Origin of the sequence: Microvirga sp. CF3062 (genome assembly GCF_036314045.1) — a bacterium.
In the GTDB taxonomy this organism is placed as follows: Bacteria; Pseudomonadota; Alphaproteobacteria; order Rhizobiales; family Beijerinckiaceae; genus Microvirga.
Genome location: NZ_JAYGGN010000006.1, coordinates 316,466 through 342,803 on the forward strand (window position 1 = coordinate 316,466; position 26,338 = coordinate 342,803).

Annotated in this window: 27 protein-coding genes; 14 read left to right on the top strand and 13 right to left on the bottom strand. The window is 63.4% G+C overall.

Annotated features, from left to right (window positions below; all coding sequences use genetic code 11):
* Window positions 1-3 precede the first annotated feature (3 nt).
* Complete coding sequence (locus tag VB618_RS13310) at window positions 4-828, bottom strand: polyphosphate kinase 2 family protein (protein ID WP_329797153.1); 825 nt, start codon at window positions 826-828, stop codon at window positions 4-6.
* Between the two features lie 138 nt (window positions 829-966).
* On the opposite strand from VB618_RS13310, the gene VB618_RS13315 reads away from it, so the two are divergent.
* Window positions 967-1,602 (top strand): glutathione S-transferase family protein, encoded by a 636-nt coding sequence (locus VB618_RS13315; protein ID WP_329797154.1) that lies wholly within the window; start codon window positions 967-969, stop codon window positions 1,600-1,602.
* 3 nt (window positions 1,603-1,605) lie between these two features.
* Here VB618_RS13315 and ligD read toward each other — a convergent pair whose 3' ends face one another.
* The 7 genes from ligD to VB618_RS13350 form a co-directional block, all read right to left on the bottom strand.
* On the bottom strand, window positions 1,606-3,183 hold the full coding sequence (ligD, locus tag VB618_RS13320; protein WP_329797155.1) for a non-homologous end-joining DNA ligase: 1,578 nt from the start codon (window positions 3,181-3,183) through the stop codon (window positions 1,606-1,608).
* Window positions 3,184-3,282: 99 nt separating this feature from the next.
* The gene (locus VB618_RS13325) at window positions 3,283-4,917 is read right to left on the bottom strand and encodes an ABC transporter ATP-binding protein (protein ID WP_329797156.1); all 1,635 of its coding nucleotides are present in this window, start codon (window positions 4,915-4,917) and stop codon (window positions 3,283-3,285) included.
* 1 nt (window position 4,918) lies between these two features.
* Window positions 4,919-6,061, bottom strand: a complete 1,143-nt coding sequence (locus VB618_RS13330; protein ID WP_329797157.1) for an ABC transporter permease subunit — start codon at window positions 6,059-6,061, stop codon at window positions 4,919-4,921.
* Between the two features lie 9 nt (window positions 6,062-6,070).
* A complete protein-coding gene (locus VB618_RS13335) occupies window positions 6,071-6,991 on the bottom strand; it encodes an ABC transporter permease subunit (RefSeq protein WP_329797158.1) in 921 nt (306 codons plus the stop codon).
* Window positions 6,992-7,102: 111 nt separating this feature from the next.
* On the bottom strand, window positions 7,103-8,695 hold the full coding sequence (locus VB618_RS13340; protein ID WP_329797159.1) for a peptide ABC transporter substrate-binding protein: 1,593 nt from the start codon (window positions 8,693-8,695) through the stop codon (window positions 7,103-7,105).
* A 169-nt stretch (window positions 8,696-8,864) separates the two neighbouring features.
* Entirely contained in the window at window positions 8,865-9,299 is a 435-nt protein-coding gene (locus VB618_RS13345; RefSeq protein ID WP_329797160.1) for a GlcG/HbpS family heme-binding protein, read from the bottom strand.
* Between the two features lie 44 nt (window positions 9,300-9,343).
* Window positions 9,344-10,570 (bottom strand): urate hydroxylase PuuD, encoded by a 1,227-nt coding sequence (locus VB618_RS13350; RefSeq protein WP_329797161.1) that lies wholly within the window; start codon window positions 10,568-10,570, stop codon window positions 9,344-9,346.
* 206 nt (window positions 10,571-10,776) lie between these two features.
* On the opposite strand from VB618_RS13350, the gene uraH reads away from it, so the two are divergent.
* The 6 genes from uraH (at window position 10,777) to VB618_RS13380 (ending at window position 15,049) form a co-directional block, all read left to right on the top strand.
* Window positions 10,777-11,130 (top strand): hydroxyisourate hydrolase, encoded by a 354-nt coding sequence (gene uraH / locus VB618_RS13355; protein WP_329797162.1) that lies wholly within the window; start codon window positions 10,777-10,779, stop codon window positions 11,128-11,130.
* 2 nt (window positions 11,131-11,132) lie between these two features.
* Entirely contained in the window at window positions 11,133-12,572 is a 1,440-nt protein-coding gene (gene puuE / locus VB618_RS13360) for an allantoinase PuuE (protein WP_329797163.1), read from the top strand.
* Between the two features lie 78 nt (window positions 12,573-12,650).
* Complete coding sequence (lysM, locus tag VB618_RS13365; RefSeq protein ID WP_329797164.1) at window positions 12,651-13,097, top strand: peptidoglycan-binding protein LysM; 447 nt, start codon at window positions 12,651-12,653, stop codon at window positions 13,095-13,097.
* A 67-nt stretch (window positions 13,098-13,164) separates the two neighbouring features.
* Window positions 13,165-13,482 carry a rhodanese-like domain-containing protein gene (locus VB618_RS13370; protein WP_329797165.1) on the top strand — a complete coding sequence of 106 codons (318 nt, stop codon included), beginning with the start codon at window positions 13,165-13,167 and terminating at the stop codon, window positions 13,480-13,482.
* Window positions 13,483-13,618: 136 nt separating this feature from the next.
* Window positions 13,619-14,056, top strand: coding sequence for a c-type cytochrome (locus tag VB618_RS13375; RefSeq protein ID WP_329797166.1), 438 nt, complete (start codon window positions 13,619-13,621; stop codon window positions 14,054-14,056).
* 60 nt (window positions 14,057-14,116) lie between these two features.
* Window positions 14,117-15,049 carry a c-type cytochrome gene (locus VB618_RS13380; RefSeq protein WP_329797167.1) on the top strand — a complete coding sequence of 311 codons (933 nt, stop codon included), beginning with the start codon at window positions 14,117-14,119 and terminating at the stop codon, window positions 15,047-15,049.
* A gap of 36 nt (window positions 15,050-15,085) precedes the next feature.
* Here VB618_RS13380 and VB618_RS13385 read toward each other — a convergent pair whose 3' ends face one another.
* The 3 genes from VB618_RS13385 to VB618_RS13395 all read right to left on the bottom strand — a co-directional run bounded on the left by VB618_RS13385 (window position 15,086) and on the right by VB618_RS13395 (window position 17,125).
* Entirely contained in the window at window positions 15,086-15,703 is a 618-nt protein-coding gene (locus VB618_RS13385) for a helix-turn-helix domain-containing protein (RefSeq protein WP_329797168.1), read from the bottom strand.
* Window positions 15,704-15,819: 116 nt separating this feature from the next.
* Window positions 15,820-16,752 carry a DMT family transporter gene (locus VB618_RS13390; RefSeq protein WP_329797169.1) on the bottom strand — a complete coding sequence of 311 codons (933 nt, stop codon included), beginning with the start codon at window positions 16,750-16,752 and terminating at the stop codon, window positions 15,820-15,822.
* 124 nt (window positions 16,753-16,876) lie between these two features.
* Window positions 16,877-17,125 carry a CBU_0592 family membrane protein gene (locus VB618_RS13395; protein WP_329797170.1) on the bottom strand — a complete coding sequence of 83 codons (249 nt, stop codon included), beginning with the start codon at window positions 17,123-17,125 and terminating at the stop codon, window positions 16,877-16,879.
* A gap of 156 nt (window positions 17,126-17,281) precedes the next feature.
* Between VB618_RS13395 and VB618_RS13400 the strand changes: the two genes are divergently transcribed.
* On the top strand, window positions 17,282-18,094 hold the full coding sequence (locus VB618_RS13400) for a UDP-2,3-diacylglucosamine diphosphatase (protein ID WP_329797171.1): 813 nt from the start codon (window positions 17,282-17,284) through the stop codon (window positions 18,092-18,094).
* Window positions 18,094-19,101, top strand: coding sequence for a glycosyltransferase family 4 protein (locus VB618_RS13405; RefSeq protein ID WP_329797172.1), 1,008 nt, complete (start codon window positions 18,094-18,096; stop codon window positions 19,099-19,101). Before VB618_RS13400 ends, VB618_RS13405 begins: the two co-directional genes overlap by 1 nt.
* 6 nt (window positions 19,102-19,107) lie before the next feature.
* Here VB618_RS13405 and VB618_RS13410 read toward each other — a convergent pair whose 3' ends face one another.
* Window positions 19,108-19,653 carry a hypothetical protein gene (locus VB618_RS13410; protein ID WP_329797173.1) on the bottom strand — a complete coding sequence of 182 codons (546 nt, stop codon included), beginning with the start codon at window positions 19,651-19,653 and terminating at the stop codon, window positions 19,108-19,110.
* A gap of 114 nt (window positions 19,654-19,767) precedes the next feature.
* Here VB618_RS13410 and VB618_RS13415 point away from each other — a divergent pair, with 114 nt between their 5' ends.
* Complete coding sequence (locus tag VB618_RS13415) at window positions 19,768-20,949, top strand: MFS transporter (RefSeq protein ID WP_329797174.1); 1,182 nt, start codon at window positions 19,768-19,770, stop codon at window positions 20,947-20,949.
* Here the strand turns inward: VB618_RS13415 and dgcA are convergent.
* Complete coding sequence (gene dgcA, locus VB618_RS13420) at window positions 20,919-21,902, bottom strand: N-acetyl-D-Glu racemase DgcA (RefSeq protein ID WP_329797175.1); 984 nt, start codon at window positions 21,900-21,902, stop codon at window positions 20,919-20,921. The two genes, VB618_RS13415 and dgcA, sit on opposite strands and share 31 nt — an antisense overlap.
* Before the next feature lie 121 nt (window positions 21,903-22,023).
* On the opposite strand from dgcA, the gene VB618_RS13425 reads away from it, so the two are divergent.
* Genes VB618_RS13425 through VB618_RS13440 form a run of 4 tightly spaced genes read left to right on the top strand, consistent with a single transcriptional unit; the run spans window position 22,024 to window position 26,208 of the window.
* Complete coding sequence (locus tag VB618_RS13425; protein WP_329797176.1) at window positions 22,024-23,133, top strand: ABC transporter permease; 1,110 nt, start codon at window positions 22,024-22,026, stop codon at window positions 23,131-23,133.
* Window positions 23,134-23,137: 4 nt separating this feature from the next.
* On the top strand, window positions 23,138-23,944 hold the full coding sequence (locus VB618_RS13430) for an ABC transporter ATP-binding protein (RefSeq protein WP_329797211.1): 807 nt from the start codon (window positions 23,138-23,140) through the stop codon (window positions 23,942-23,944).
* Between the two features lie 2 nt (window positions 23,945-23,946).
* Window positions 23,947-25,524, top strand: coding sequence for an MlaD family protein (locus VB618_RS13435; protein ID WP_329797177.1), 1,578 nt, complete (start codon window positions 23,947-23,949; stop codon window positions 25,522-25,524).
* Window positions 25,525-25,578: 54 nt separating this feature from the next.
* Window positions 25,579-26,208, top strand: coding sequence for an ABC-type transport auxiliary lipoprotein family protein (locus VB618_RS13440; RefSeq protein WP_329797178.1), 630 nt, complete (start codon window positions 25,579-25,581; stop codon window positions 26,206-26,208).
* Window positions 26,209-26,338 lie beyond the last annotated feature (130 nt).

A 26,338-nucleotide genomic window follows, 5' to 3' on the forward strand; every position in this document is an offset into this window, starting at 1 on the left:
CTTCTAGCGGACGGTGAAATCCTTGGGGCTCCAGGAGACTTGCGGATATTGCGGGTTCATCTCCTCGAGGGTTGCCTTGACGATGTTCGCAATGGCGGCGTTGCGAGCCCATTTGCGGTCGGCCGGGATGACGTGCCAGGGCGCCCATGGAGACGAGCAGCGATGAAGCATCGTCTCGTAGGCGTCCTGGTAATCGTCCCAGTGCTCCCTGTCCTCCAGGTCGCCGGGATTGAACTTCCAATTCTTGGTCGGATCGTCGAGGCGGGCCTGCAGGCGCTCCTTCTGCTCGTCCTTCGAGATGTGCAGCATGAACTTGAGGATCGTGGTGCCGTTCTCGACCAGCATCTTCTCGAAGAAGTTGATCTGCTCGTAACGCTGCTCGATCACCGCCTCGGGCGCGAACTTCCTGACCTTGCCGATCAGGACATTCTCGTAATGGGAGCGGTTGAAGATGCCGATCGTCCCGCGCCGGGGACAGACGGTATGCACGCGCCAGAGGTAGTCATGCTCCAGTTCGAGCTTCGTGGGCGGGCCGAAGGCATGAACCGCGACGCCTAAGGGGCCCGTCGCGTTGAAGACGCTGCGGATGGTGCCGTCCTTGCCTGAGGTATCGGTCCCCTGAAGGATCACGAGAAGGGACCGGGATCCCTCCGCATAGAGCCGGTCCTGCAGGGCATCGATCTCTTTGGCGAGAGATGCCGTGCCCGCCTTGGTCTCCTGTTCGTCGCCGAAAAGGGACTTGTCGCGTGGGTCGCGATCGCGAAGACGAGCCTTTTCACCGGGATCGACCTGCAGCTTCTCAGTCAAGGTCTTGGCCAGATCCGTCATCGTCATCTCCCGTTTGCCTTCAGGACCATAGGGCGTGAGGCCGTGAAAGGAAGATTTGGATCGTCGGCCAGCCGCTCTTTACGCGGCTCCCGGCGCCATCTACCAAGACAGAGCCAATAAAAACTCCAGGGGCTCACGATGATCACTCTCTACTACTTTCCCGGTAATGCCAGCCTTATGCCGCACATGATGCTGCGCGAGATCGGAGCCGAGTTCGAGCTGCGCTTCGTGGATAGGGCTCAGAACGCTCAGAAGAGCCCTGAATACCTGAAGCTCAATCCCAGCGGGCGCATTCCGGTTCTGGTCGATGGCGACCTGGTTCTGTTCGAGACGGCCGCGATCGCTCTTTACCTAGCCGACAAGTTCCCGCAGGCTGGCCTTGCGCCGGCTCTCGGGACCAGGGAGCGGGCCGAGTTCTACAAGTGGATGATCCACCTGACGAACACGCCGCAGACGGAGTACATGCCTTGGTACTATCCCCACGAGCATGTAAGCGACGAGGCTGCCCAACCGGCTGTGAAGCAGGCAGCCGGAGAGCGGCTCAACCGCATGTTCGACGTGATCTCCGAGCAGCTCGGCGACAAGACATGGCTTCTCGGAGATCGATTCTCCGCCGCCGACCTCTTCCTGTTCATGCTGATCCGCTGGGGCCGCGGAATGCCGCGGCCGCCGCGCAGCCTGCCGAATCTGAACGCCCTCGCAGAGCGCGTTCTGGCAAGGCCCGCGGTGCAGCAGGCACTCGATGCGGAAGGCATCAAGGATCCGTTTTTCTAAATCCTATTGTTTGCGCGACGTGCGCTTACGAGGGCTTTGCTCCGGCAGCACCTGATCGATCTTTTCTATGTTCCCCCAAGGATCCTTCTTGAGTGAGGAGAGGCGCCGCCCCAGGTTCTCGACGGTGAAGCCGTTAGGCCTGAGATCGGGTGAGAGCTCGTCCCACGTGATCGGTGTCGCCACTGGCGCACCGGGTCGCGAGCGGGTGGAGTAGGGCGCGACGGCCGAGGCCTCGCGGTTGTTGCGCAGGTAGTCGATGAAGATGCGGCCCTCGCGCTCCTGCTTGACCGATGTGGTGGTGTAGCGATCCGGCTCGTCGGCCGCCATGGTCTCGGCAATGCCGCGCGAGAAGGCCAGCGCCTCCATCCACGGGGCCTTGGGCCTCAAGGGCACGACCACGTGCAGGCCCTTGCCGCCCGTGGTTTTGACGAGGCTTTCCAGCCCCAGTGCTTTCAGCCTCTTCCGGACCGCAAGAGCACCCTCGATCACGCGCGGCCACTCCACGCCTTCTCCCGGGTCGAGGTCGAAGATGAGACGGTCGGGGCGTTCCAGATCGGCAAGCGTCGCGCCCCAGACATGCATCTCCAGGACGCCCGACTGCACGAGGGCGATCACACCCTGGATGTCGGTGACGGTCAGAGCCTCCTGCGTGCCGCTGTTGTCCGGAATCGTGGTTCGATGGATGAAGTCGCTCATGCCGGCCCAGGAATGCCGCTGGACGAAGCACTTCTTCTGCGTGCCTCCCGGGCAGCGGATGAGAGTAAGGGGACGGTCGACCAGATGCGGCAAAAGCCACTCGCCGATGTCACGATAGAATTCCGCCAGCTCCTGCTTCGTGAGGCCCTGATCCTCCCACAAAACGCGCTCTGGATGGGTGAGAGGCACGCCGGCCACCTCAATGTCAGTGCTCTTGGCAGCCTTGCTGCTTGAGGCTCGCTTCACAGGCTTTGCGGTCTTGGCCGGCGAGGCCTTCTTCGAGGCGGCTTTCCGTTTCGCAGGACCATTGCCGGCCCGTCCAGGGGCAATCTCCTCAAGCGATCGCCCTGTCTTCACCGAGAGCGGCGCCTCCTCGAGAATGTCCGGGTTGTCCTCAGTCCTTGCATGCGCATCGTCGGCTTTGATCAGCAGCCAGGATGGCTGGCGCTCGCGTGGGCGTTTCGCCATGCGGACGAGATGCCATGTGCCGTTGAGCTTCTCGCCATCGAGGCGGAAGGTGAGGCGGCCTTTTTCGTAAGCCTCGTGAGGATCGCCCTCAGGCTCCCAGGTGCCCCGATCCCATAACAGGACGGTGCCGCCGCCGTATTGGCCGTCCGGAATGGTACCTTCGAAATCGCCATAGTCCAGTGGATGGTCCTCGACCTCGACCGCCAGACGCTTCTCGCCTTTGACGAGGCTCGGACCCTTGGCCACAGCCCAGCTCTTCAGCACACCGTCGAGCTCAAGGCGGAAATCATAGTGCAGGCGGGAGGCATCGTGCTTCTGCACGACGAAGGAGGCGCCCCGGCGCCGGGAGGCCTTGCCTGCCGGCTCCGAGGTCTTAGTGAAGTCGCGCTTGGCGCGATAGGCTGCGAGCTTTGCCATGGTGCCAGAGCATGATCCGGTGAAGTGGGTACCGGTTCACCGCACGAGCATGCGGCAAACTAAAGATCAAATCCGAGCCCGGCAATCCGGTTCCAAGTCTCAGGAGGCGAGGGGTTCGGTCTTGGGTTCGACGATGCCGCGCTCGGTAAGGAAGGCGGCGGCGATCAGATCGCGGGTATACTCCTCCCGCGGCCGGTCGAAGATCTGCTCGGCGTTGCCCCGTTCCACCACTTTCCCGCTCTTCATGACAATGATCTCATCCGAGAGGGCGCGCACGACGGCAAGATCGTGGCTGATGAAGACGTAGGCCAGGCCATGGGCATTCTGGAGGTCGCGTAGCAGTTCCACCACTTCCTTCTGCACGGAGCGATCCAGCGCGGAGGTCGGCTCGTCGAGAACGACGAGTTTCGGATGCAGGATGATCGCGCGGGCGATGGCGATGCGCTGGCGCTGCCCTCCGGAGAACTCGTGCGGGAAGCGGTTGCGCCAGGCCGGGTCCAAACGCACCTCCTCGAAGGCCTGGGCGGCGCGCCGATCCCTTTCCTTCCGCGAGATGCCTGGTTCATGAACCAGAAGGCCTTCGGTCACGATCTCGCCTGCGGTCATGCGAGGCGACAGGGAGCCGAAGGGGTCCTGGAAGACCAGTTGCAGATGCCGCCTCAGAGGCTGCATGCCGCGGCGATCGAGGGGCATGAGGTTGCGATCCTCGAACCGAACCAGACCGGAGGCCGGCTGCAGCCGCAGAATGGCGCGGCCGAGGGTCGATTTGCCGGAGCCGGATTCGCCCACGATGCCAATTGTCTCGCCGGCGCGGACGGTTAGGCTGACATTGTCGACGGCGCGAAGCACATGCGTTGTCTTGCCGAAGAAGCTCTTCTCCAGGCTGAACTGAACCCCGATATTCTTTGCCTCCAGTACCACCGGAGCATTTGCCGAAACAGGCTCCTTGCGTCCGGTCGGCTCGGCGTCGATCAGCATCTGCGTATAGGGGTGCTTCGGCGCAGCAAAGAGAGCCTCCGTCTCTCCGCTTTCGACGACCTCGCCGCGCTTCATCACGTAAGTGCGGTCGGCAAAGCGGCGAACGACGCCGAGATCGTGCGTGATGAACACGATCGACATGCCGAGCCGCTTCTGCAGGTCGGCGAGCAGGTTGAGGATGCGGGCCTGCACCGTCACGTCGAGGGCCGTGGTCGGTTCGTCGGCGATCAGCACGTCCGGGTTGTTGGCGAGCGCCATGGCGATCATCACGCGCTGGCGCTGACCGCCAGACAGCTCATGGGGATAGGCATCGATGCGGCGGGTGGGATCGGGGATTTGAACGAGTTCCAGCAGCTCGATAGCACGCTTGCGCGCGTCGTCCTTGCTCATGCCACCATGGGTGGTGAGCGGGAGGGCAAGTTGATCCCCGATTCGATAGAGCGGATCGAGGGAGGTCATCGGCTCCTGGAAGATCATGGTGAGCTTGGAGCCGCGATAGTGATTGAGCCTGCCGGGAGAAAGGCCCACCAGTTCCTCGCCGCGATACTTGACCGAGCCCTCGGCCCAGCCGTTCGAGGCGAGAAGGCCCATGACCGACATCATGGTCTGGCTCTTGCCCGATCCGGACTCGCCCACAATGGCGACGGTCTCGCCCGCGTTGATGTCGAAATCGATGTCCTTCACCGCATGGAGGATGCCGTCGCCGGTGCGGAAGCGGACATTGAGGTTGCGGACGGTAAGAACAGGTTCGGCCATGTCAGCGATCCTTCGGGTCGAGAGCATCGCGCAGGCCATCGCCGATGAAGTTGAGGCAGAACAAAATCGCGACAAGCGTCAGTGCGGGATAGATCAGCATCCAGGTCGAATCCTGGATGCTCTTGGCGCCTTCCGAGATCAGAACGCCAAGGCTGGTATAGGGCTCCTGGACGCCGAGTCCCAGGAAGGACAGGAAGCTTTCGAGCAGGATCACGCGCGGCACCATCAGGGTCATGTACACCACTACGGGCCCGAGGGTGTTGGGGATCACGTGGCGACGGATGATGCCCTTCGTTTCGACGCCGAGCGCCTCGGCGGCCTGGACATACTCCTGCCGCTTGATCGAGAGCGTCTGTCCACGGACGATGCGGGCCATGTCGAGCCACTCGACGGCGCCCACGGCCAGGAACACCAGTACGAAGTTCCGGCCGAAGAACACGACCAGCATGATGACGAAGAAGATGAATGGCAGCGAGTAAAGGACGTCGACGATGCGCATCATCACGAGATCGACGCGCCCTCCGAGATAGCCGGAGGTCGCTCCATAGACGACGCCGATCACGATCGCCACGAGGGTCGCCAAGAGTCCGATCGCGAGCGAGACCTGACCGGCCTTCATGGTGCGGGTGAGAAGGTCTCGCCCATTGGCCTCAGTACCGAAGAAGAAATATTGCTTCTCGATGGGGACATCGACCACAAGGCGGCGCCCCTCGTCCTGCCGCTCCACGACCTGCGCGGTGCCGAACAGATCCGAGCGCTCGAAATAGGCCAGCAGCCGTTCGTCGACGGGCCGCGGGCTCGTGCTCACGAGAGCCATGCGCACGGCGTCGCCGGTAATCTCGATGTTCTCAGGTTTCGCCCTCACGCGTGAGCCAATACGCTCGGCCTGCGGGATGATCTGCTCCGCCTTAGGATATGCAGTCAGGCTTGCCGGCGCGCGCACATAGTCGGGATACACCCGATCGAACGGGTGACCGGTGAAAAACGGCCCGAAAATGCAGGCAAGCGCGATCAGCGTCAGGATGATCATGCTGGCCACGGAGGCCTTGTTGCGCAGGAGTCGGGTCCGCGCATCGGCCCAGAGGGAACGGCCGGTCACGGGGCCGGTAACAGGGATGTCGGAAATGACGGCGCCTTCAGCCATGGTGGTGCCTCAGTCGTAACGGACGCGGGGGTCGATCACCGCGTAGAGGATGTCGACGATAAGATTGAAGATGAGCACGAACACCGCCACCACGACCACGGTGCCCATCACGAGGGTGTAGTCGCGGTTCAGGGCTGCCTCGACGAAATAGCGACCGACGCCTGGGAGGGCGAAGATGGTTTCCACCACAACGGAGCCGGTAAGCAGTGCTGCAGCAGCTGGTCCGAGGTAGGACACCACCGGCAGGGCCGCGCCACGCAGTGCATGCCGCACGATCACCCACGAGGGCAGGCCGAGGGAGCGGAGCGTGCGGATGTGGTTCGAGCGCAAATTCTCGATCATGGCGGCGCGGGTCATGCGCGCAATGATGGCGATCTGCGGCAGTGCGAGGGTGATGACCGGCAGGATCAGATTGCGCGGTGCCCCTCCTGCCCAGCCCGCAACAGGCAACAGTGCTAAGGTGAGGCCGAACACGATCTGCAGCACCGGGGCGATTACGAAGGAGGGGGTTGTCAGGCCGAAAGTGCCGAGGCCGCTCACCATATAGTCGATCATGCTGTTCTGGCGAAACGCCGCGATGGAGCCGAGCGTGCCGCCGATGATGATGGCGAAGCCCAGCGCCAAGGCGCCGATCCGGATGGAAACGGGGAGGCCGTTGGCGAAGAGCTCAGCGACACTGAAATCGCGCATGATGAACGAGGGGCCGAAATCGCCCTGCACGACGGCCCAGAGATATTTCAGATACTGCTCGAAGAGCGGCCGGTCGAGACCATAGATCCGCTGTAGGTTCTCCATGACCTTGGCCTCGAGCGGACGCTCCAGGTCGAACGGACCGCCAGGCGCGAGCCGGATCAGGAAGAACGAGATCGTGATGATGATGAAAAGGGTGGGGATCGCCGAGAGAAGACGGCGGAAAACGAAGGGGATCACGATATCGACTCCGCTCTATAACAACCCCTCAGCGAGGGAAGCAGCCTTGGCGGCCGACGTGTTGTTTGTGGGCCGGGCGGCCGTGAGACCGCCCGGCAGGATCGAGGATGCTTACTGCTTCAGGGACAGGAAGCGGCTCGGGTACACGCCAGAGATGTTCTGGTTGAAGCCGACGAGCTTGTCCGAGATCAGGTTCTTCGTGCTGTAGTGGAGCAGCGGGATCCAGGGCTCTTCCTTCATGAAGATCTGCTCGGCCTGCAGCAGGTACTCGGCGCGCTTCTTGAGATCGCCTTCCTTGGCAGCCTTGGTCTTCATGAGGTCGTCAAACTGGGCATTCTTCCACTTGCCCATGTTGAAGCCCTTGTTGTCGCTCTCGAGCAGGAACAGGAAGTTCTGCGGATCCGAGTAGTCGCCGATCCAGCCATAGCGGGCGATGTCGAAGTCGCCGCCGTCGCGAAGATGCGCGAAGTGGGTCTTGGAGTCGGTGTTGATGAAGGACGTCTCGACGCCGAGCGCCTTCCACTGGTCGGCGATCGCCACCACCGTGTTGCGGTTGTTGTCCGTGGTGTTGTAGCGGATCTCAACCTTCAGCGGCTTGCCGCCGGGGCCGAAGCCGGCTTCCTTCAGCATGGCCTTCGCCTTATCTTCGCGGTCGATCGGCGACATGGTCGCGTACTCGGCCTGGGCAGGCTTGCCGTAGTTGCCGATGCCCGGAGGTATGAAGGAATAGGCCGGCAGCATGGTGCCGCCCCAGATCTGCTCCGAGATGAACTCGCGGTCGATTGCCATGGAGAGGGCCTTACGGACGCGCACGTCATCGAACGGCGGCTTCGAGGAGTTGATCGGCAGGGCGTACACGCCGAGATACGGACCGATCACGACCTGCTTGCCGAAGCGCTCCTTGAGGGCCTTCACCTGGTCGGCCGGGATGTCCGGGGTGGAGTGAAGCTCGCCGGCCTGGAAGCGGCGGACGGCTGCGGCGAGGTCGGAGATCGGGTAGAACATCACCTGATCGATCTTGACGTTCGCGGCGTCATGGAAGTTGGGGTTCTTCACCACCTTGATGTGCGAGTTCGGCACGAACTCGGCCAGCGTATAGGCGCCGTTGGTCACGAGGTTGCCCGGCTTGATATAGTCCTTGCCGAACTTCTCGACCGAAGCCTGATGAACGGGCAGACCCGTCTGGTGGGTCAGCTGCTCGATGAAGTAGGGGGTGGGCTGCTCGAGGCGGATCTCGAGAGTGCGGTCGTCGACCGCCTTTACGCCGAGCTCTTCAGGCTTGGCCTGACCCTTGTTCACCTTCTCGGCGTTCAGGATCGGGTAGAGGATGTTGGCGTACTTGGCGCCGGTTTCCGGGTTCATGATCCGACGATAGGCGAACACGAAGTCCGACGCCTTCAGTGGGTCGCCGTTGGACCACTTGGCGTTGGCGCGCAGGGTGAAGCGGTAGGTCTTGCCGTCGTCGGCCATTTCCCACTTTTCGGCGACTCCGGGCACCACTGCGCCCTTGTTGTCCTTGATCACGAGACCTTCATAGAGGTCGCGGAGAACGTGGGACTCACCGACCGTGGAGGTCTTGTGGACGTCAAGCGTCTCCGGCTCGCCGTCATTGCCGCGGTGGTAGACCACTTGCGCGACCGCGAAGCTCGAAAAAGCTACCGTGGCGGCGGCAGCCAGAGCGGTACGTTTCAACCATGATGACATTGGACGCGTTCCCTTTCTGATTATCTCAGGGTTTTTTGAATGTTTCGGTCAGAGCCGGTAAGGCAGTAACCTTGTCCTATTTGTTGATCAATCAACTGTTTATGTCCAGTACTATCCGAAAAATTAAGGATTTCCTGGCAGAACAAAGGGTTGAGCCTGTGGAGATGGCTCAGGCGCCGGTATCGAACATGAGACCGACTGCCTCGATCCCGGCCGCGGCGGCGATCTCGTCATTGTCGGACGTGTCGCCGGAAACGCCCACCGATCCCAGGATCCGGCCCTGGCCGTCCTTGATCAGGACCCCGCCTGGAACCGGAACGAGCTGCCCACCCACCGCGTGGGTGGCCGACGCGATGAAGTAGGGGCGGTCGGTCGCCATCTTGTACAGCGCGCGCGAGCCGACGCCGAGCGCCAGGGCGCCATAGGCCTTGCCCATGGCGATCTCAGCCCGCTTGATGCTGGTGCCATCCTCCGAGAGGAGGGCCTTGAGGGCTCCACGGGCGTCATAGACTACCACCGCGAGAGGCTTGAAGGATTTCTCCCGTGCGGTCTTGAGGGCGGTGGCGGCGATCGTCTGAGCTGCTTCCAGGGTGAGTTCGGTCACTCGGTCTCTCCATCGATATCGTTACTGGTCGCAGGATGCGGAGTTCAGCGGGTGACGGTGTCCCGTGCCGCCAGCCAGATTGCCACAGCCCTGCGCTCGTCGAGGGTCATCTCGGTGATGTTGTTGGGCGGCATGGCATGGGTGAGCACGCTCTGAACCCGGATCATCTCCCGATGCCGCTCAATCTCCTCGGGCGTGTCGAGGCGAACGCCTTTCGGGGCGATCGTGATGCCGTCCCAGACAGGTTCCGCCGCATGGCACATGGAGCAGCGGGACTGGATCGCGAGTACCGCCTCGTCGAAGGAGGCCGTCACCACCTCGGGCGTTGCAGCTGAGGGCGCCTGGGCCATGTTGGCGTTACCGGGCTTGCCGATGATCGAGAGCCAGACCGCCAGTACAATGGCGGCTGCGGCGATGCCCCAGGTCCACCAGGGCGAGCCCTTGCCGGCATGTTGCGAATTAAAGAAGTGCCGTATCACCGCGCCTGCAATGACGATCAGGCCTACGATGCCGACCGAATAGGCGGACGACCACGCCAGGGGATAATGGTTCGACAGCATCAGGAAGATGACGGGCAGCGTCAGGTAGTTGTTGTGGGTTGACCGGAGCTTGGCTTCCTTGCCGAGCTTCGGGTCGGGAATCTGCCCGGCCAGGAGGGCTGCCACCACCTTCTTCTGGTTCGGGATGATGACGAAAAAAACGCTGGCCGACATCCAGGTGGCGATCATCGCGCCAGTGTGCAGGAAGGCGGCGCGTCCGTTGAACACCTGGGTGAAGGCGAAGGCCGCCACGAGGATATAGGCGAAGAGCACGACGCCCAGCAGGAGGCCGTTCTGCCCGAGCGGTGAGCGGCACAGGCCCTCGTAGACGAGCCAGCTCAGGGCAAGGCCACCGATGCCGATGGCGGCGGCCTGCCAAGTCGTGAGGGCACGCACCGCAGGGTCGATGGTGTAGAGATCGGCCTGGAGATAATAAACCCAGACGATGAGAAAGAAGCCGCTGATCCAGGTGGAATAGCTCTCCCACTTGAACCAGGTCAGCTCCTTCGGCAGTTCGGGCGGCGCAACGAGGTACTTGCGCATGTTGTAGAACCCGCCGCCATGGACCTGCCAGGCCTCGCCGCCGACACCTTCGGCCAAACCCTCCCGCTTCTTCAGGCTGAGGTCCAGGTGAATGAAGTAGAAGGACGAGCCGATCCAGGCGATGGCCGTGATCACATGGACCCAGCGGATGATCTGGCTGATCCATTCGGAGATTTGCGGGTCGATCATGCAGTCACTTGGATATTGAAGGAATGCTTAGCCTAGGGCGGCGGTCGGGATTGCGATAGGCCGTGTCGGCAGCTTTTTCAACAGGAACCCTGTCCGGGAAACACGGCCTTTCCGCAACGGCATTAATGGATGCGACTTGACGCGGAACGCGCGGGCCCGAAAGAATTCCGGGCTCGATCTGCCCCTTACTCCATCCGCGAGGTTTCATGGGCCGCCTGTCCACCCACGTTCTGGATACCGTCAACGGCAAGCCCGCGCGCGGCGTCGCCATCGAGCTGTTCGCCATCGAGGGTGAGCAGCGCCGCTCCGTCCTGCGCACCATCACCAATGCGGATGGGCGCACGGATGCGCCGCTGATGATCGGCGAAGACTTCCGCATCGGAACCTATGAGCTCATCTTCGAGATCGGCGCTTACTTCAAGGCACTCGGCACGGCCACGGCCGATCCGCCGTTCTTGGACATCGTGCCGATCCGCTTCACCATCGTCGAGCCCGACGGGCATTACCACGTTCCGCTCCTCGCCTCCCCCTGGAGCTATTCCACCTATCGAGGAAGCTGACCATGCCGACCTCCTATCCCCGCGACCTCGTCGGCTATGGCCGCAACCCGCCGCATCCACGCTGGCCGAACGGGGCCCGGATCTGCGTGCAGTTCGTGATCAACTACGAGGAGGGCGGCGAGAACAACATCCTCCACGGAGACCGCGCCTCCGAGGCCTTCCTGTCGGAGATCGTCGGCGCGCAAGCCTGGCCTGGCCAGCGCCACATGAGCATGGAGTCGATCTACGAATACGGCTCCCGCGCCGGCTTCTGGCGCCTGTGGCGGATGTTCACCGAACGCAGCATGCCGGTCACGGTCTACGGCGTCGCCACCGCCCTCATGCGAAACCCTGACGCGGTCGCGGCCATGAAGGAGGCCGGCTGGGAGATCGCGAGCCACGGTCTCAAGTGGATCGACTACCGCGACTTCTCCACGGAGGAGGAGCGGGCGCATATGAAGGAGGCGATCCGCATTCACACCGAGGTGACGGGCGAACGGCCGCTCGGCTGGTACACGGGCCGCACCTCGGAGCACACCAATCGTCTCGTGGCGGAGGAGGGCGGCTTCCTCTACAGCGCCGATTCCTATGCCGACGAGCTGCCCTATTGGGAGCAGCACGGGGACCGGCAGCAGCTCATCGTGCCCTATACGCTGGATTCCAACGACATGCGCTTTGCGACCCCGCAGGGGTTCAATGCGGGCGATCAGTTCTTCGCCTATCTCAAGGACTCGTTCGACACGCTCTACGCGGAGGGCGAGACCGCGCCGAAGATGCTGTCGGTCGGCCTCCATTGCCGTCTCGTCGGCCGTCCGGGACGGGCGGCGGCGCTGGCGCGCTTCCTGGATTACGTGGCTTCCCATGACGATGTCTGGGTGGCGAAGCGCATCGACATCGCGCGCCACTGGATCCAGCATCACCGCCTCGCGGGCCTGAAGCCCAGCACCATGAGCCGTGCGCTCTTCGTGGAGGCCTTCGGCGACATCTTCGAGCACTCACCCTGGATCGCGGAGCGCGCTTTCGATGCCGGGCTCACCACCGGGCAGGATACGGCCGAGGGGCTTCATGCCGCCATGGTGCATGTGCTCTCGGGGGCAAGTCACGGGCAGAAGCTGGCGCTGATCAACGCTCATCCGGATCTCGCCGGGCGCCTCAAGCTCGCCGATCTCACGGCCGATTCCCGCAGCGAGCAGTCCTCCGCAGGGCTGATCAGCCTAACGGAGGAGGAGCGCGACCGCTTCCTGGCCCTCAACGACCTCTACAAGGAGAAATTCGGCTTCCCGTTCATCATGGCGGTGAAGGGGCGCTCCAAGGACGAGATCCTCACCGCCTTCGAGGAGCGGCTCGAACATGACCCGGAGCAGGAGTTCGCCACCGCCATCGTGCAGATCGAACTGATTGCGCTTCTGCGGCTCAAGGACCGGCTGCCCTCGCTGGCGGATGTGTTCTCAAGCCTCGCTTAAAGCGGAACCGTTCGGAGTCCTGCGCGTCATCGTCTCAGCTTGGCTATCCAAACCCGGGCATAACGAGAGGAGGACGACATGGGTCTGTTCAAGTTCATCAAGGACGCCGGTGCGAAGCTTTTTGGCGGGGGCGCCCAGGCTGCGACGCCGGATACGCTCAAACAGACAGTGGAGGGCCATGGCTTCGATGCCACCAAGCTCAACATCGACGTGCAAGGCGACAAGGTAAAGCTGTCCGGTCAGGCAATGAGCCAGGAGGAGGCGGAAAAGCTGATCCTGTCGCTGGGTAACACCTACGGGGTCGCCGAGGTGGACACGAGCGGTCTGAAGGTTGAGAAGCCGACAGAACAGTCCACCATGTACACGGTCCAGAAAGGCGACACCCTCTGGGAAATCGCCGAGAAGCATTACGGAAAGGGCAAAGGCGCGAAACATACAGAAATCGTCAAAGCCAATTCGCCGCCGGTCAAGGATCCCGACATGATTCAGCCGGGCTGGGTGCTTCGGATTCCTCCTCTCGCCTGAGATCGGCCTGATTGCGCTTCTCCCTGCGATCCCAGTATGAGACATCGAACGCAGGGAGGACCTTTTCATGACTGAATCGTCGCAAGTCATCGATCTCGACCGCGAGGCCATCAAGCAAGGGCTTCGCGAGGGCTCACTTCTCCTGGTTGACGTCCGCGAGCCGCATGAATTCGCCGCAGGCCATATCCCAGGCTCGGTCTCGCATCCGCTTTCGTCCTTCGACCCGTCTGCTCTGCCCGAGGGCAAGCGAATCGTCTTTTCCTGCGCTGCAGGTGTCCGGTCTGTCCGGGCCATCGAGTCCGCTCAGGCGGCGGGTCGCGACATCCGCGAGCACTACAAGGGCGGGTTCAAGGACTGGGCTGCGGCGGGCGAACCGGTGGAGTGAGGCTCCATGCCTCGGCGATCACATAGATGTGTTCTAAAGTACAGTGCGCAAGCTTGAGCAGATATGCGCTAATGTCCTCCCGCCGAGGATGGTTCGTAGGGAAGCCGTCTGTCGTGCCCATGAGGGAAACATATAGATGAAGCGTACAATGTTCGTCGCCAGCCTTCTGGCGATCGGAGTGACCGCCGCCATTGCCCAGAGCAATGTGGTCGAGCAGCGTCAGGCTCTGATGAAGGAGATGGGCGCGCAGACCCGTCCCGTCGGCGCCATGATGCGCGGCCAGGAGCCCTTCGACCTCGCCAAAGCTCAGGCCGGCCTGAAGGTGTTCTCAGAGAATTCCAAGAAATTCGTCACGCTCTTCCCGGAAAGCTCGAAGAACGCGGAGAAGACCGAGGCTCTGCCGACGATCTGGGAGAATAAGGCCAAGTTCGAGTCCATCGGGAACAAGATGAGCCAGGACGCTCAGACCGCCATGGCGGCGATCAAGGACGAGGCTTCCTTCAAGACCGAGATGCCGAAGGTGCTCCAGAACTGCGGTACCTGCCACAACGAGTTCCGCAAGAAGGCCTCCTGATCGGACGATGCTGAGTCATAGGCGGCCCCTGGGCCGCCTATTTCATTTGGAGAAGAGGCGATGCGTAAGGCGCTCATCGGGCTCGTTGCCCTGGTCATCTTCGGCGTGATCGGCTTTGTGGCCCTCACATCGCCATCGGCCTACCGCCTCATCCGCGCCGAGGCGCCCGCTCCGAATGCCAACCGGACCCCGAATGTCGAGAACGGTCGCGTCCTGTTCTTCGCCGGAGGCTGTACCTCCTGTCACGCGGTTCCCAATAATGACGACAAGCTGCGGCTCGGCGGTGGCTATGCCCTGAAGTCTCCGTTCGGCACCTTCCATGTCCCGAACATCTCGTCCCACAAGCAGGATGGCATCGGCTCCTGGACGACGGCTGATTTCACTCGCGCCATGCGCGAGGGCGTGTCCCCGGATGGGCGCCACTACTACCCGGCCTTTCCTTACACATCCTATCAGCGCATGAGCGCCGAGGATCTCTCCGACCTCTTCGCCTTCATGCAGACGCTGCCTGCCGTGGAAGGGCGGGTGCGGGATCACGAACTGCCATTCCCGTTCAACATCCGCCGCGGCGTGGGCCTGTGGAAGCTGGCCTTCCTCGACGGGCAGGTTTTCAAGCCGGATTCGTCAAAGTCGGCGAGCCTCAACCGGGGAGCCTATCTGGTGAACGGACCGGGGCACTGTGCCGAGTGCCACAGCGAGCGCAATGCTGCCGGCGCCATCATCGCGGAGCGTCGCTTCGCGGGCGGTCCTGATCCGGAAGGCAGGGGGATCGTTCCCAACATCACGCCTCATCCAAGCGGCATCGGCGGTTGGAGCCCGGAGGAAGTGGCGACGCTGCTGAAGACCGGCGAGACGCCGAACTTCGACACGGTCGGCGGGCCGATGGGGGCGGTGGTGGCCAACACGGCCCAACTGCCTGATGCAGACCGTCAGGCCATGGCTGAGTACCTGTTGTCCCTGCCGCCGAGGCAGGGCTTCAAGAAGCCTGAGTAAGCTGTGGAAGAGCTGGGGATGGGTTGAGGACAGGCCTCAATCCATCACGGCGGCTTTGAGGATGCAGACCATCGTGGCCCGGCCGGGCTTGTCGCCGATGCAGCGCACGGAATGGGGGCGGTCGCAGCGGTAACGCAGGCTTTCGCCCGCCTTGGCCTGCTGGATGACCCCGCCGACCTCGACCTCGAACTCGCCCTCAAGGACCGACAGGCATTCCACCGAGCCGCGCTGATGGCTGTCTGAATCGAGCACTCCGCCGGGATCCGACTGCACGTCGTACCATTGCAGCCACTCGATGGTCTTGAGCCAGCCGATGATGGCAAGCCGCATCTTGCCGTCCTCGGAGACCAGGATCGGCGTGTCCGCCTTGGAGGACTTCTCGATAAAGGGCTCTTCGTCCCCGGACGCGAGAACCCGCTCGATTGAGACGTCGAGGGCCTGGCTCAGCCGCCAGATGGTGGCGAGCGTCGGATTGGTCTCGTTGCGCTCGATCTGGCTGATGATGGACTTCGCGACCCCGGACTGCTCGGCAAGCTCCGACAGGGACAGGTTGTAGGCCTTGCGCAGGCGCTGTATCGTCTTGCCCATGTTGCCGGACAGAACCTGCGCGCCCGTTTCCAACTCCCGGCTCCGTTCCTTGCCCTCGACGCCCATCGCTGCCTCTGTTCTGAAAAACCGTACGCTCGTTCCTCAAAACGGTTGTGGGGTAATCGGCAGGGCGGGTCAAGCACCGCCGGGGCTGCGGTCTTTCTTTTCCCTTGAGGGCGTTCTCAGACGCCTGGCCGCTGGGGTGCAGCCTGGAATTCCTTGGTGCGCAGCAGTCCGAGCTGGTGTTCGCGCCACACGATGAACAGGCCCGTTGCCGCCACAATGGTGGCGCCGGCTAGCACGGTTGCCGTGGGCAGGTCCCCGAACACGAACCAGCCGAACAGAAGCGCCCAGATCATGGTGGTGTACTCGAAGGGGGCGATAACGGAGGTATCGGCGAAACGGTAGCTCTGGGTCATCAGAATCTGCCCGATCCCGCCCAGGATCCCGGCCACGACGAACAGGGCCCAGTCCTGGGCATCGGGCATGCGCCAGCCGAAGGCAATCGTGCAGAGGGAAAGGGCGGAGGCCAGGATGAAGAAATAGAACACGATGGCGCCCGTCTTCTCACTGGCCGTCAGACGGCGCACCTGGATCATGGCGCCCGCGGAGCAGAAGGCGCCTGCGAGCGCGCAGAGGGCGCCAAGCGTCGGCCCGGCTCCCAAGCCCCCGGAGAAGGTGTCGAGCTTCAGATAAGGCGAGAGCATGATCAGGACGCCCACGAACCCGACGCCAACGGCCGTCCAGCGATAGGCCCGGACCTTCTCGTTGAGGAGCAGTGCCGCCAGGATCACGACGATGAGCGGGGACGCATAGCCGATGGCGATGGCGTCGTGGAGCGGCAGGTAGGACAGCGCCGCGAAGCCGAGATACATGCCGCTTGTGCCGATGAGGCCGCGCTTGAAATGCCCGACGACGTTCTTCGTCCTGACCGCGTTGATGAGATCCCCCTGCCATTTGAGCCACACCAGAAGCGGCAGCAGGGCAAAGGCCGAGCGGAAGAACACGACCTCTCCGATGGGGTAGCGGACCATCATCGTCTTGAGAGTCGCCGACATCATCGTGAAGACGAGGGCGGACAGGACTTTGAGGGATATCCCTAGGAGAGGTTTCACAGGAGGCGCATCGTCACGGGTGAGGCATTGGCGAGGGGGATGCAGACAACCACGGCAAGGCGGCCGCGTGAAGCCTCATTCAGGTCGAAAGCCCCTGCGCCGAGTGCATGGGCTCGGCTCCGGCTCAGACCGTCCGGCCTTTCATTCGCGAGCGTATGTAGCCTAGAGGGGTAAGAACCAGCCATGCGGCTTGCGTCACGAAAGACGCCAGATTGAAGTCGAAGATCAGCGAATAGAGGATAAGAAGCGCCCCAAGTGCATTGAGGAGCGCGTAGTGCAGGTCCTCCGCTTTCAGAATTCCCAGCTGCAGCAGGCCGTAGGCCGACAGATAGGCCACGACGCCCACGAGGCCTATGAGGTCAGGCACGCTCATCGATGGTCTCCCTCTGATCCGCTTGCCGAGCCTCTAGGACAAATCACGGTGCCTTGGAATCGGATTTCCGCACCGTCACAAATCTGCAGGAAAACCGTCACGGGGACGAGATGCGAATCCGGTTTGGCTGGAACCCGCAAACTCGTCGGGGAGGCCATGGCTCAGGATGCAGATCCCATACGCGTGCGAACGCTGTTCCTGTCGGACCTCCACCTCGGCACCAGGGGGTGCCAGGCAGGGGCCTTGCTCGGCTTCCTCAAGGCCTACGATGCCGACACCATCTATCTCGTCGGCGACATCGTCGACGGGTGGAAGCTGAAAGCGGGCTGGTATTGGCCGCAGGCCCACAACGACGTGGTGCAGAAGCTCCTGCGCAAGGTCCGGAAGGGAGCCCGCCTTATCTACCTTCCGGGCAACCACGACGAGTTCCTGCGCGACTATCTCGGCGTTAATCTCGGGGGCATCGAGCTGGCGGATTACGCCCTGCACGAGGCCGCCGACGGCAAGCGCTACCTCGTGATCCATGGAGACCAGTTCGATCTCGTGGTCCGGCATGCCCGCTGGCTGGCGCTCCTCGGGGACGGCGCCTATACGGCCGCTCTCTTCATCAACACCTATCTCAACATGGTCCGGCGCCGGCTCGGCCTGACCTACTGGTCCCTTTCGTCCTGGGCCAAGCTGAGGGTCAAGAACGCGGTCAACTACATCAGCCGGTTCGAGGAACTGCTCGCCGCCGAGGCCGAGCGCCATGCGGCCGACGGGGTGATCTGCGGCCATATCCACCATGCCGTCATGCACGACCAGTTCGGGGTGGCTTATGTGAACACCGGCGATTGGGTCGAATCCTGCACCGCCGTGGTGGAGCATTACGACGGCTCCTTCCAGCTGGTCCGGTGGACGGATGTCCAGCTGGAGAAGGCCGCGGAACAGAACGCCGTCGCCCCCACGGTCAGCGAGAGGGCGGCCTGATGCGGGTTCTGATCGCCACCGATGCATGGCGGCCGCAGATCAACGGCGTGGTGCGCTCGCTGGAGCACATGGCCGAGGAGGCGCCGCGCTTTGGCGCCGAAGTCGCCTTCCTCACCCCGGAGCGTTTCCGCTCCTTTCCCATGCCGACCTATCCGGAGATCCGCCTCTCGCTGACACGGCCAGGGGCCGTCGCCAGCATTCTCGACGAGGTGAAACCCACCCACGTCCACATCGCCACCGAAGGGCTGATCGGTTTTGCCGTGCGCCTGGCCTGCTCGCGGCAGGGGCGGGCTTTCACCACCAGCTATCACACGCGCTTTCCCGAATACGTTGCGGCCCGCACGCCGATCCCGAAATCCTGGTCCTACAGGGCGCTTCTGCGCTTCCATCAGAGCGCTCGCGCCATGATGGTCAGCACGCCCTCCCTCGAACGGGAGCTGACTGGGCGGGGCTTCCGAAACATCATGCGCTGGACCCGCGGCGTCGACACCACCCTGTTCCGGCCGCGCAAAGAACGGGTTTTGGACGCGGCGGCGCCCGTCTTCCTCTATGTCGGCCGCGTCGCCGTGGAGAAGAACCTGGAGGCTTTCCTTGGCCTCGATCTTCCCGGCACCAAGGTCGTTGTCGGAGATGGCCCGTCACGCGCCGAGCTGGAGGCGAGATACCCTGCGGTTCGCTTCCTCGGTCCGCTGACGGGTGAGGATCTCGCGCGGGTCTATGCCTCGGCGGATGTGTTCGTCTTCCCGAGCCTCACCGACACCTTCGGCATCGTGCTGCTTGAGGCGCTCGCCTCCGGATTGCCGATCGCGGCGTTCCCGGTGACGGGACCCATTGATGTGATCGGCTCCTCCGGATGCGGAATCCTCAAGGAGGATCTGCGGGAGGCTGCCCTCGAAGCGCTCGACATCCCCAAGGACAGGTGCCGCGCCTATGGCGAGACCTTCACCTGGCACGAGAGCGCCCGGCAGTTCTTCTCCAACATTGAGACCGCTCACGCGGAGCGTTAGCCGCCCTTACATCAGGAAAGCAGGACGAGCGGAGAGTTGCTGGCCCGTCTCACCGTCGAAAGGGCCGGCTTCCAACGACACGGCCGTCCGCTCGACTTCGACCTTGTAGAGGTCGATCATGTGCTGGATCCGGCCTTCAAGATAGTGCAGCGTCCGGACCATCTGCCGGATGGTCTGCTCGGCGGCATCCTGAAGCTCCGCTTCCGACAGGGCCTCCCTGGAATCGGTCGCCTCGATCCTCGGGAAGGATCGCACCTCCTCCTTGGTCTGCCGGATGGCAGCGGCCATCTCTTCCAAGTAGGCCTTGAGGGGAGCAACGGTATTGGCGTCGAGGGGCTTATCCTTCAGGCGCTCCAGCGATTCCAGCACGGCCTGCGTGTCCGCGTTGCGGTTGCGCCGCGCATATTCCTTCAGGAACCAGCGGCCGCGGGCTGTTTCCATGACGGCGGCTTCGATGGTGTCGAAATCCAGGTCACTGAGCGTGACGTCTGTCTCTTCATCGGGCATGGTGCCGGGATCCATCTGCGCCAGGGTCTGATTCCACTCTCCCATCAGATGGGTCCAAAGCGGGTGCACGCTCAACCCCTCTAACGCTTAAGAGAGGGGGTCTTGCACCGTATTCTTGTTGGTTTAAGCCATTTTCGACCCCGGAAGACCCTGTCCGCGATGCGTCCGCTCACTGCTCTCGAACTTCGGCTTGGTGCCCTTCAGGCTGCCAGCTTCACCAGCCACGGGATGTATCTGCCGTTCTTCCCGCTCTGGCTGCAGAGCAAGGATCTGTCGCCCACGCTGATCGGGTTCGTGGTCGCCATACCCATCGTCGTGCGCATCCTCGCGACCGCGCCGCTCCTGAGCCTCGCCGATCGCTCGTTAGGCGCGGGGCGACTTCTGCTGGCGAGTCATCTGGGTCAGCTGATCGGCTTCCCCCTGTTCCTGCTTACCGACAGCAACGTTGCGATCATCGCCCTCGTGGCCCTCGTGGCGGTTGCGCAATCCTGCATCATTCCAGGCAACGACCTCGTCTCCACCAACGCGGTCCAGAAGCATCCCGGTTTGAACTACGGCCGGATCCGGGGTGCCGGCTCGGTGGCCTTCTTCATCACCAACATCCTGGGCGGCTATCTGGTCGGAGCCTTCGGGGCGAATGCCGTCATCGTATCCCTGACGCTTATCCCAACCCTGGGGTTCGTCGCGACGCTCATGGTGGTTCCTCACGATGTCCCCGAACCCTCGGCCGAGGATGAGCCCAGGAAGGACCTGCCTTCTCCAAGGCTGTCGACAATCCTCTGGATCGTGCTGATTGCGGGTGCGGCGACCCAGGGCAGCCATGGCGCGCTGAATGCCTTCGCCAGCATCTATTGGCGTTCCATCGGCTTCTCGGATGAGGTCATCGGCTATTTCTGGGCCGCCGGTGTGATCACCGAGATCTTGGTCTTCATCTTTCTCGGCCGGGCAGTGGGGCGCGGATCGGGCGTGGGGCTTATCCTGATCGGCTCGGCTGCTGCGGCGATCCGCTTCACGATCATGTCGCTCCAGCCCGGCATCGAGGTCATGTTCGTGCTCCAGGCCATGCACGCCCTGTCGTTTGCCGCGACCCATATCGGCACCATGGCGGCCCTGACGGCACTTGCCCCCATGCAAGCGCGGGGACGGGCGCAGGGCATCTACGGATCGCTGGCCGCCCTGACCACGGCGGTCTCGACCGTGGTTAGCGGCATGATCTACAGCGAAGTGGGGGCGGGTGTGTTCGCCGCGATGGCCCCGTTGGGCGCCATCGGGGTGCTGCTGATGCTGGTCGTCATCCGGATGCAGAAGCATCAGCCCCAGAGGGCTGGCTCCGGCGGATAGACGATGCTGCCCTCGTAGCGCAGGCCGGGCTCGCGGTCCCTGGCCAGCAGGAGCGGGCCGTCGAGATCGACGAAACGGGAGCGCGGTGCAAGCACCAAGGCCGGCGCCATGGCAAGCGACGTGCCTACCATGCAGCCGATCATGATGGAAAAGCCCTTGGCTTCTGCCGCATCGGCCAGCGCTAAGGCCTCCGTCAGGCCGCCGGTCTTGTCGAGCTTGATGTTCACAAGATCGTATAGCCCCACCAGCCGGTCGAGGCTCGCCCGGTCATGCACGCTCTCATCGGCCAGGATCGGTACGGGACGCGAGATCCGGCTCAAGAATTCATCCGCCTTGGCGGGCAGGGGCTGCTCCACGAGGGCATAGCCGGCCTCGGCGCAGGCAGCCAAGTGCTGCTCGATATTGGCCTCGGTCCAGCCCTCGTTGGCGTCGGCGATGAGCGTCGCCTGGGGGGCTGCCCGGCGTACCGCCCTGATCCGCTCGATGTCGCCGTCGGGAGCGCCGAACTTCACCTTGAGGATCGGCCGCTCAGAAGCCTTTGCGGCGGCCTCGGTCATGCCTTCAGGGGTGTCGAGGCTGATCGTGTAGGCGGTGGTCACCGGCGGCCAGCGGGTAAGGCCTGCGGTCACATGGGCGCGGATGCCGGAACTCTTCGCATCGAGGTCCCAGAGGGCGCAGTCGACCGCGTTGCGGGCAGCACCGGCGGGCATCAGACTCTGGAGGGCTTCACGAGTCAGGCCAGCCTCGATCTGGGGACGGATGGCCTCGATGGCCGCCGCCACGCCCTCGACCGTCTCACCGTAGCGCGGGTAGGGCACGCATTCCCCGTGTCCGACAGCGCCGCCCTCCGTGATCGTGGCGGTGACTACCACCGCCTCGGTGCGGGAGCCTCGGGCTATCGTGAACTTTCCGGCGATGGGGAAACGGTCGATGGAAACAGTGAGCTGACGCATTCTCTTGGCTTCTCGTGATGAAGTTCGTCTCGACTTGTGGCGCAATGACACGCTATCACCAAGCGGAATCAATGCCGAAGGGACAATCGTGGCGCAGGGCACCCTGGCTCAAGAGCCGGACATGACGATCGACCGTGCAGGCGGGCAGACGACGGTTCATCTGTCCGGTCCCTGGACGGCGCCGCATGCCCAGCGCGTGGAGGCTCTCATCGGTGAGATCGAGGCGGAGGCCGACAGCTTCCCTGTGCTCTTCGATCTCAGCGGCGTCGAGCGGCTCGACACCCTCGGCGCCTGGACCCTCGACCGGACCCGCCATGAGCTGTCGGCCAAGGGTCAGGCTGATTTCGCCAATGCCTCGCCGGAGCAGAAGATCCTCCTGGAGGAGGCAGCCTACCGCGACTTCGAGGGCAAACCGAAGCCCCGGCATGCCCGCTCAGTGGATTTCCTCGTCGATGTGGGCCAGAGCGTGGCCGGGGCCGGCAAGGATCTGGTCGGCGGCGTCGGCTTCCTGGGAGAGCTCATCTCCGGCATGGTGCGCGTTGTCATCCATCCCCGCCGCTTCCGGGGCATTGCGGTCATCAACCAGCTGGAGCAGATCGCCTATCGCGGTGTGCCCATCATCGTGCTGATCTCGTTCCTGGTCGGCTGCATCGTCTCCCAGCAGGGCATCTTCCAGCTGATCAAGTTCGGTGCGACCCCCTTCGTCATTGACCTCATCGGAATCCTGGTTCTGCGCGAATTGGGCGTGCTGCTGACCTCCATCATGGTTGCGGGCCGTTCCGGATCGGCGTTTACGGCCGAGATCGGGTCCATGAAGATGCGCGAAGAAATCGATGCCCTGCGGGTCATGGGACTCGACCCCATCGAAGTCCTGATCGTCCCGCGCATCCTGGCCCTCATCATCGGCCTGCCGCTCCTGACCTTCATCGCGTCCATTGCGGCCCTCGTGGGCGGCGGCTTGACGACCTGGGTCTATGGCGGCATCAGCCCCGATATCTTTCTCGACCGTCTCAGGGCTGCGGTGAGCCTGAACACCTTCCTGGTTGGCCTCATCAAAGCGCCCTTCATGGCGGTGGTCATCGGGATCATCGCGACTCTGGAAGGCATGGCGGTCGCTGGCTCCGCAGAATCTCTGGGCCGCCACGTGACCTCCTCGGTGGTGAAAGCCATTTTCATGGTCATCGTGCTCGATGGCCTCTTCGCCATGTTCTTTGCAGCGATTAATTTCTGAGATGATGCTCGAGCGCCGCCACCCCGACCTGACGAAGAACCGCGAGGTGATTATCCGCGTCCGCGGCGTGGAGGTCGGCTTCGGGGAACGAACCATTCTCAAGGGGCTCGATCTCGATGTCTATCGCGGGGAGATTCTTGGCTTCGTCGGAGGCTCCGGCCAGGGCAAATCGGTCCTGACCCGCGCCATCCTCGGGCTCGTCTCCAAGCGGGCGGGTACCATCGAGGTATTGGGCCGGAATCTCGACGATCTGTCGTCGGACGAGCGTCGGCAGCTAGAGCGCCATTGGGGTGTGCTGTTCCAGCAGGGCGCGCTCTTCTCGGCCCTGACCGTCAAGCAGAACATCCAGGTGCCCATGCGCGAGTATCTGCGCCTGTCGGACCGCCTGCTCGACGAGCTGGCCATGCTCAAGATCGAGATGGTGGGCCTAAGTCCGGATGCGGCCGACAAGCTGCCCTCCGAGCTGTCCGGCGGCATGATCAAGCGCGCGGCGCTCGCGCGGGCGCTGGCCCTCGACCCGGAAATCGTCTTCCTCGACGAGCCGACATCCGGCCTCGATCCCATCGGAGCCGGCGAGTTCGACGACCTGATTGCGACGTTACAGCGGACTTTAGGCCTGACCGTATTCATGGTAACCCATGACCTGGACAGCCTTTACTCGGTCTGCGACCGGATAGCGGCTCTGGGCGAGGGGAAAATTCTCGCGGAGGGTCCTATCGAGGCGATGCTGGCCTCGGATCATCCGTGGCTTCGCTCTTATTTTCATGGGAAACGGGCACGCGCGGTCATGACCGGCGGCGCGCAAGGGTAACGATGGAAACGCGTGCAAATTACGCCTTGATCGGCCTCTTCACCCTGGCGGTGATCGCGGCCGCCTTCGGATTCGTCTACTGGTTCTCCGGTGGCGAGCGCGGGCAGGCCCGCCAGACGATCCGCATCGTGTTTTCTGGTTCTGTCTCAGGTCTTTCGCAGGGCTCGAGCGTGTCCTTCAACGGGCTGCGGGTCGGCGATGTCACAACTCTCGAGCTTCTGCCGGAGGATCCGCGCCGGGTGGTGGCCATAGCCTCGGTCAACAGCAGCACGCCGATCAGGGCCGATACCCGTGCCCGCCTGGAATACCAGGGCCTGACCGGCGTCGCGAATGTGGGCCTGACCGGCGGCGAGGCGGGAGCGCCCCCGCTGGTCGCCGGCCCGGGCCAACCCATGCCGACGATCTTTGCCGACCGCTCCGACTTCCAGGATCTCATCGAGAGCGCCCGCAACATCGCCCGCCGGGCCGATGACGTGCTGGAGCGGGTGGGCCGCGTCGTGACCGACAACGAGGGCGCTATCAGCCGGACGATCCAGAACGTGGAGCGTTTCTCCCAGGCGCTGGGCGAGAACGCGGAGGGCATCGACCGCTTCCTGGCCCAGGTGGGGCAGGCGGCCGAGAAGGTCGGGCCTCTGGCCGAGAAGCTCGAGACGCTCGCCACCAACGTGGACACGGTCGTGCGGGCGGTGGATCCGCAGCGCGTGACCCGCATCGTCGAGAACGTGGAAGGCTTCACCCAGGCCCTGGGCGAAAGCCGTCAGGCTGTCGAGAACACCCTGCGCAACGCCGACAACCTCGTCGCTCGCCTCAACGAGACCGCCCCGAAGCTCGATAGCGCGGTGGGCGACATTTCGAACATCGCCAAGGCCATCGATCCGGCCAAGGTCGGCCGTACCGTGGACAAGGTCGAGGAGGTGGCGAGCTCCATCGATGGACAGCGCGTCTCCCGGATCGTCGAGAATACGGACAACTTCACCAGGGCTCTCGGCGAAAACCGCGAGACCATCAACAATGCCCTCCGGGATGCCGCGAGCCTGATCGCGTCTCTCAATGTCACCGCGCCCAAGCTGGACAGGGCTGTTAGTGAGATCGCGGAACTGGCCCAGGCAGTCGACCCGGCCAAGGTGGGGCGTACCGTCGACAATATCGACACATTTACTCAGACCCTGAGCCGCCGCAGCCCCGATGTGGACAAGGCGATCCAGGAGGCACGCTCGATCACCGAGAAGCTGAACAAGTCGGCGGACCGCATCGACGGTGTCCTGGCAGGGGCGGAGAAGTTCCTGGGCTCGGCATCCGGTGAGGCCGGCAAGGGCGCCTTCGATGAGATCCGTGCTGCCGCCGTCTCCGTGCGGGAATTGGCCGACGATCTCAACCAGCGCACCGAAGGCATCCAGGGGGTGCTGTCCGGTGTGGGCCGCTTCACGGACTCGGGCCTGCGGGAATACGAGGCTCTTGCCGTGGAAGGCCGCAGAACCCTTGGCGATATCAGCCGCGCGGTGCGCAGCATCGAACGTAATCCACAGCAGTTTCTTTTCGGTGGCCGTTCGAACCTCCCTGAGTACAATGGACGCCGTTAAGTAACCAGTATGCGTGGATCCTCCGTGTTAACTCCCCTGACTGCACGAGCCTGCATGCTCCGGCGCCTTGCTCCGGTGGCGCTGCTGGCTGCCCTGACAGGCGCCTGCTCATTGGGGCCTGCGCCTGCGACCTATGACCTGTCCGCTCCTGCGTCCCGGATCCGGGGGGCTTCCGGCGTTCAGGTTCTGGTCAACGAGCCTGCGGCCCTCCAGCAGCTCGCGACCCAGCAGATCCTGGTGAAGGATGCGAGCGGCTCCGTGTCGTTCATCGGAGGAGGGCAGTGGGCCGACAACCTGCCCCGTCTGATCCAGACGCGCCTCATCAACACCTTCGAGAACTCCTCGCAGTTGCGGGGGGTCTCGCGCCCAAGCAGCGGCGCAGTGGCGGACGTCCAGCTCGTGTCCGAGCTGCGGCGCTTCGAGATCGCAACCCCCGATAACCAGGCGGTCGCCGAGATTTCCGTGAAGATCGTCAGCGACCGGGACGGCCGCATCGTTAATGGCCGGATCTTCCGTGCCAGCGTTCCCGCCAGCGCCGTCGATGCCCCGAACGCGGCCCGCGCCCTCGACGAGGCGCTCTCCGTCGTCATGCTCGACATCGTGCGCTGGGTCAGCGGCAGCCAGCTGCCGCGTCGCGAAGATCCAAATACTGCCGCGACGGACGAGCCACGCGCGCCGGCTTAAGGGCCATTCAACCGAATACCGACCATTCCGTCGTCATCATCGGCCTTGTGCCGGTGATCTCGTTTCAGAAAGGCGTGGGCGCTTCTCACAATCGGGTTGGCCGGGACAAGCCCGGCCATGACGGAGGAGG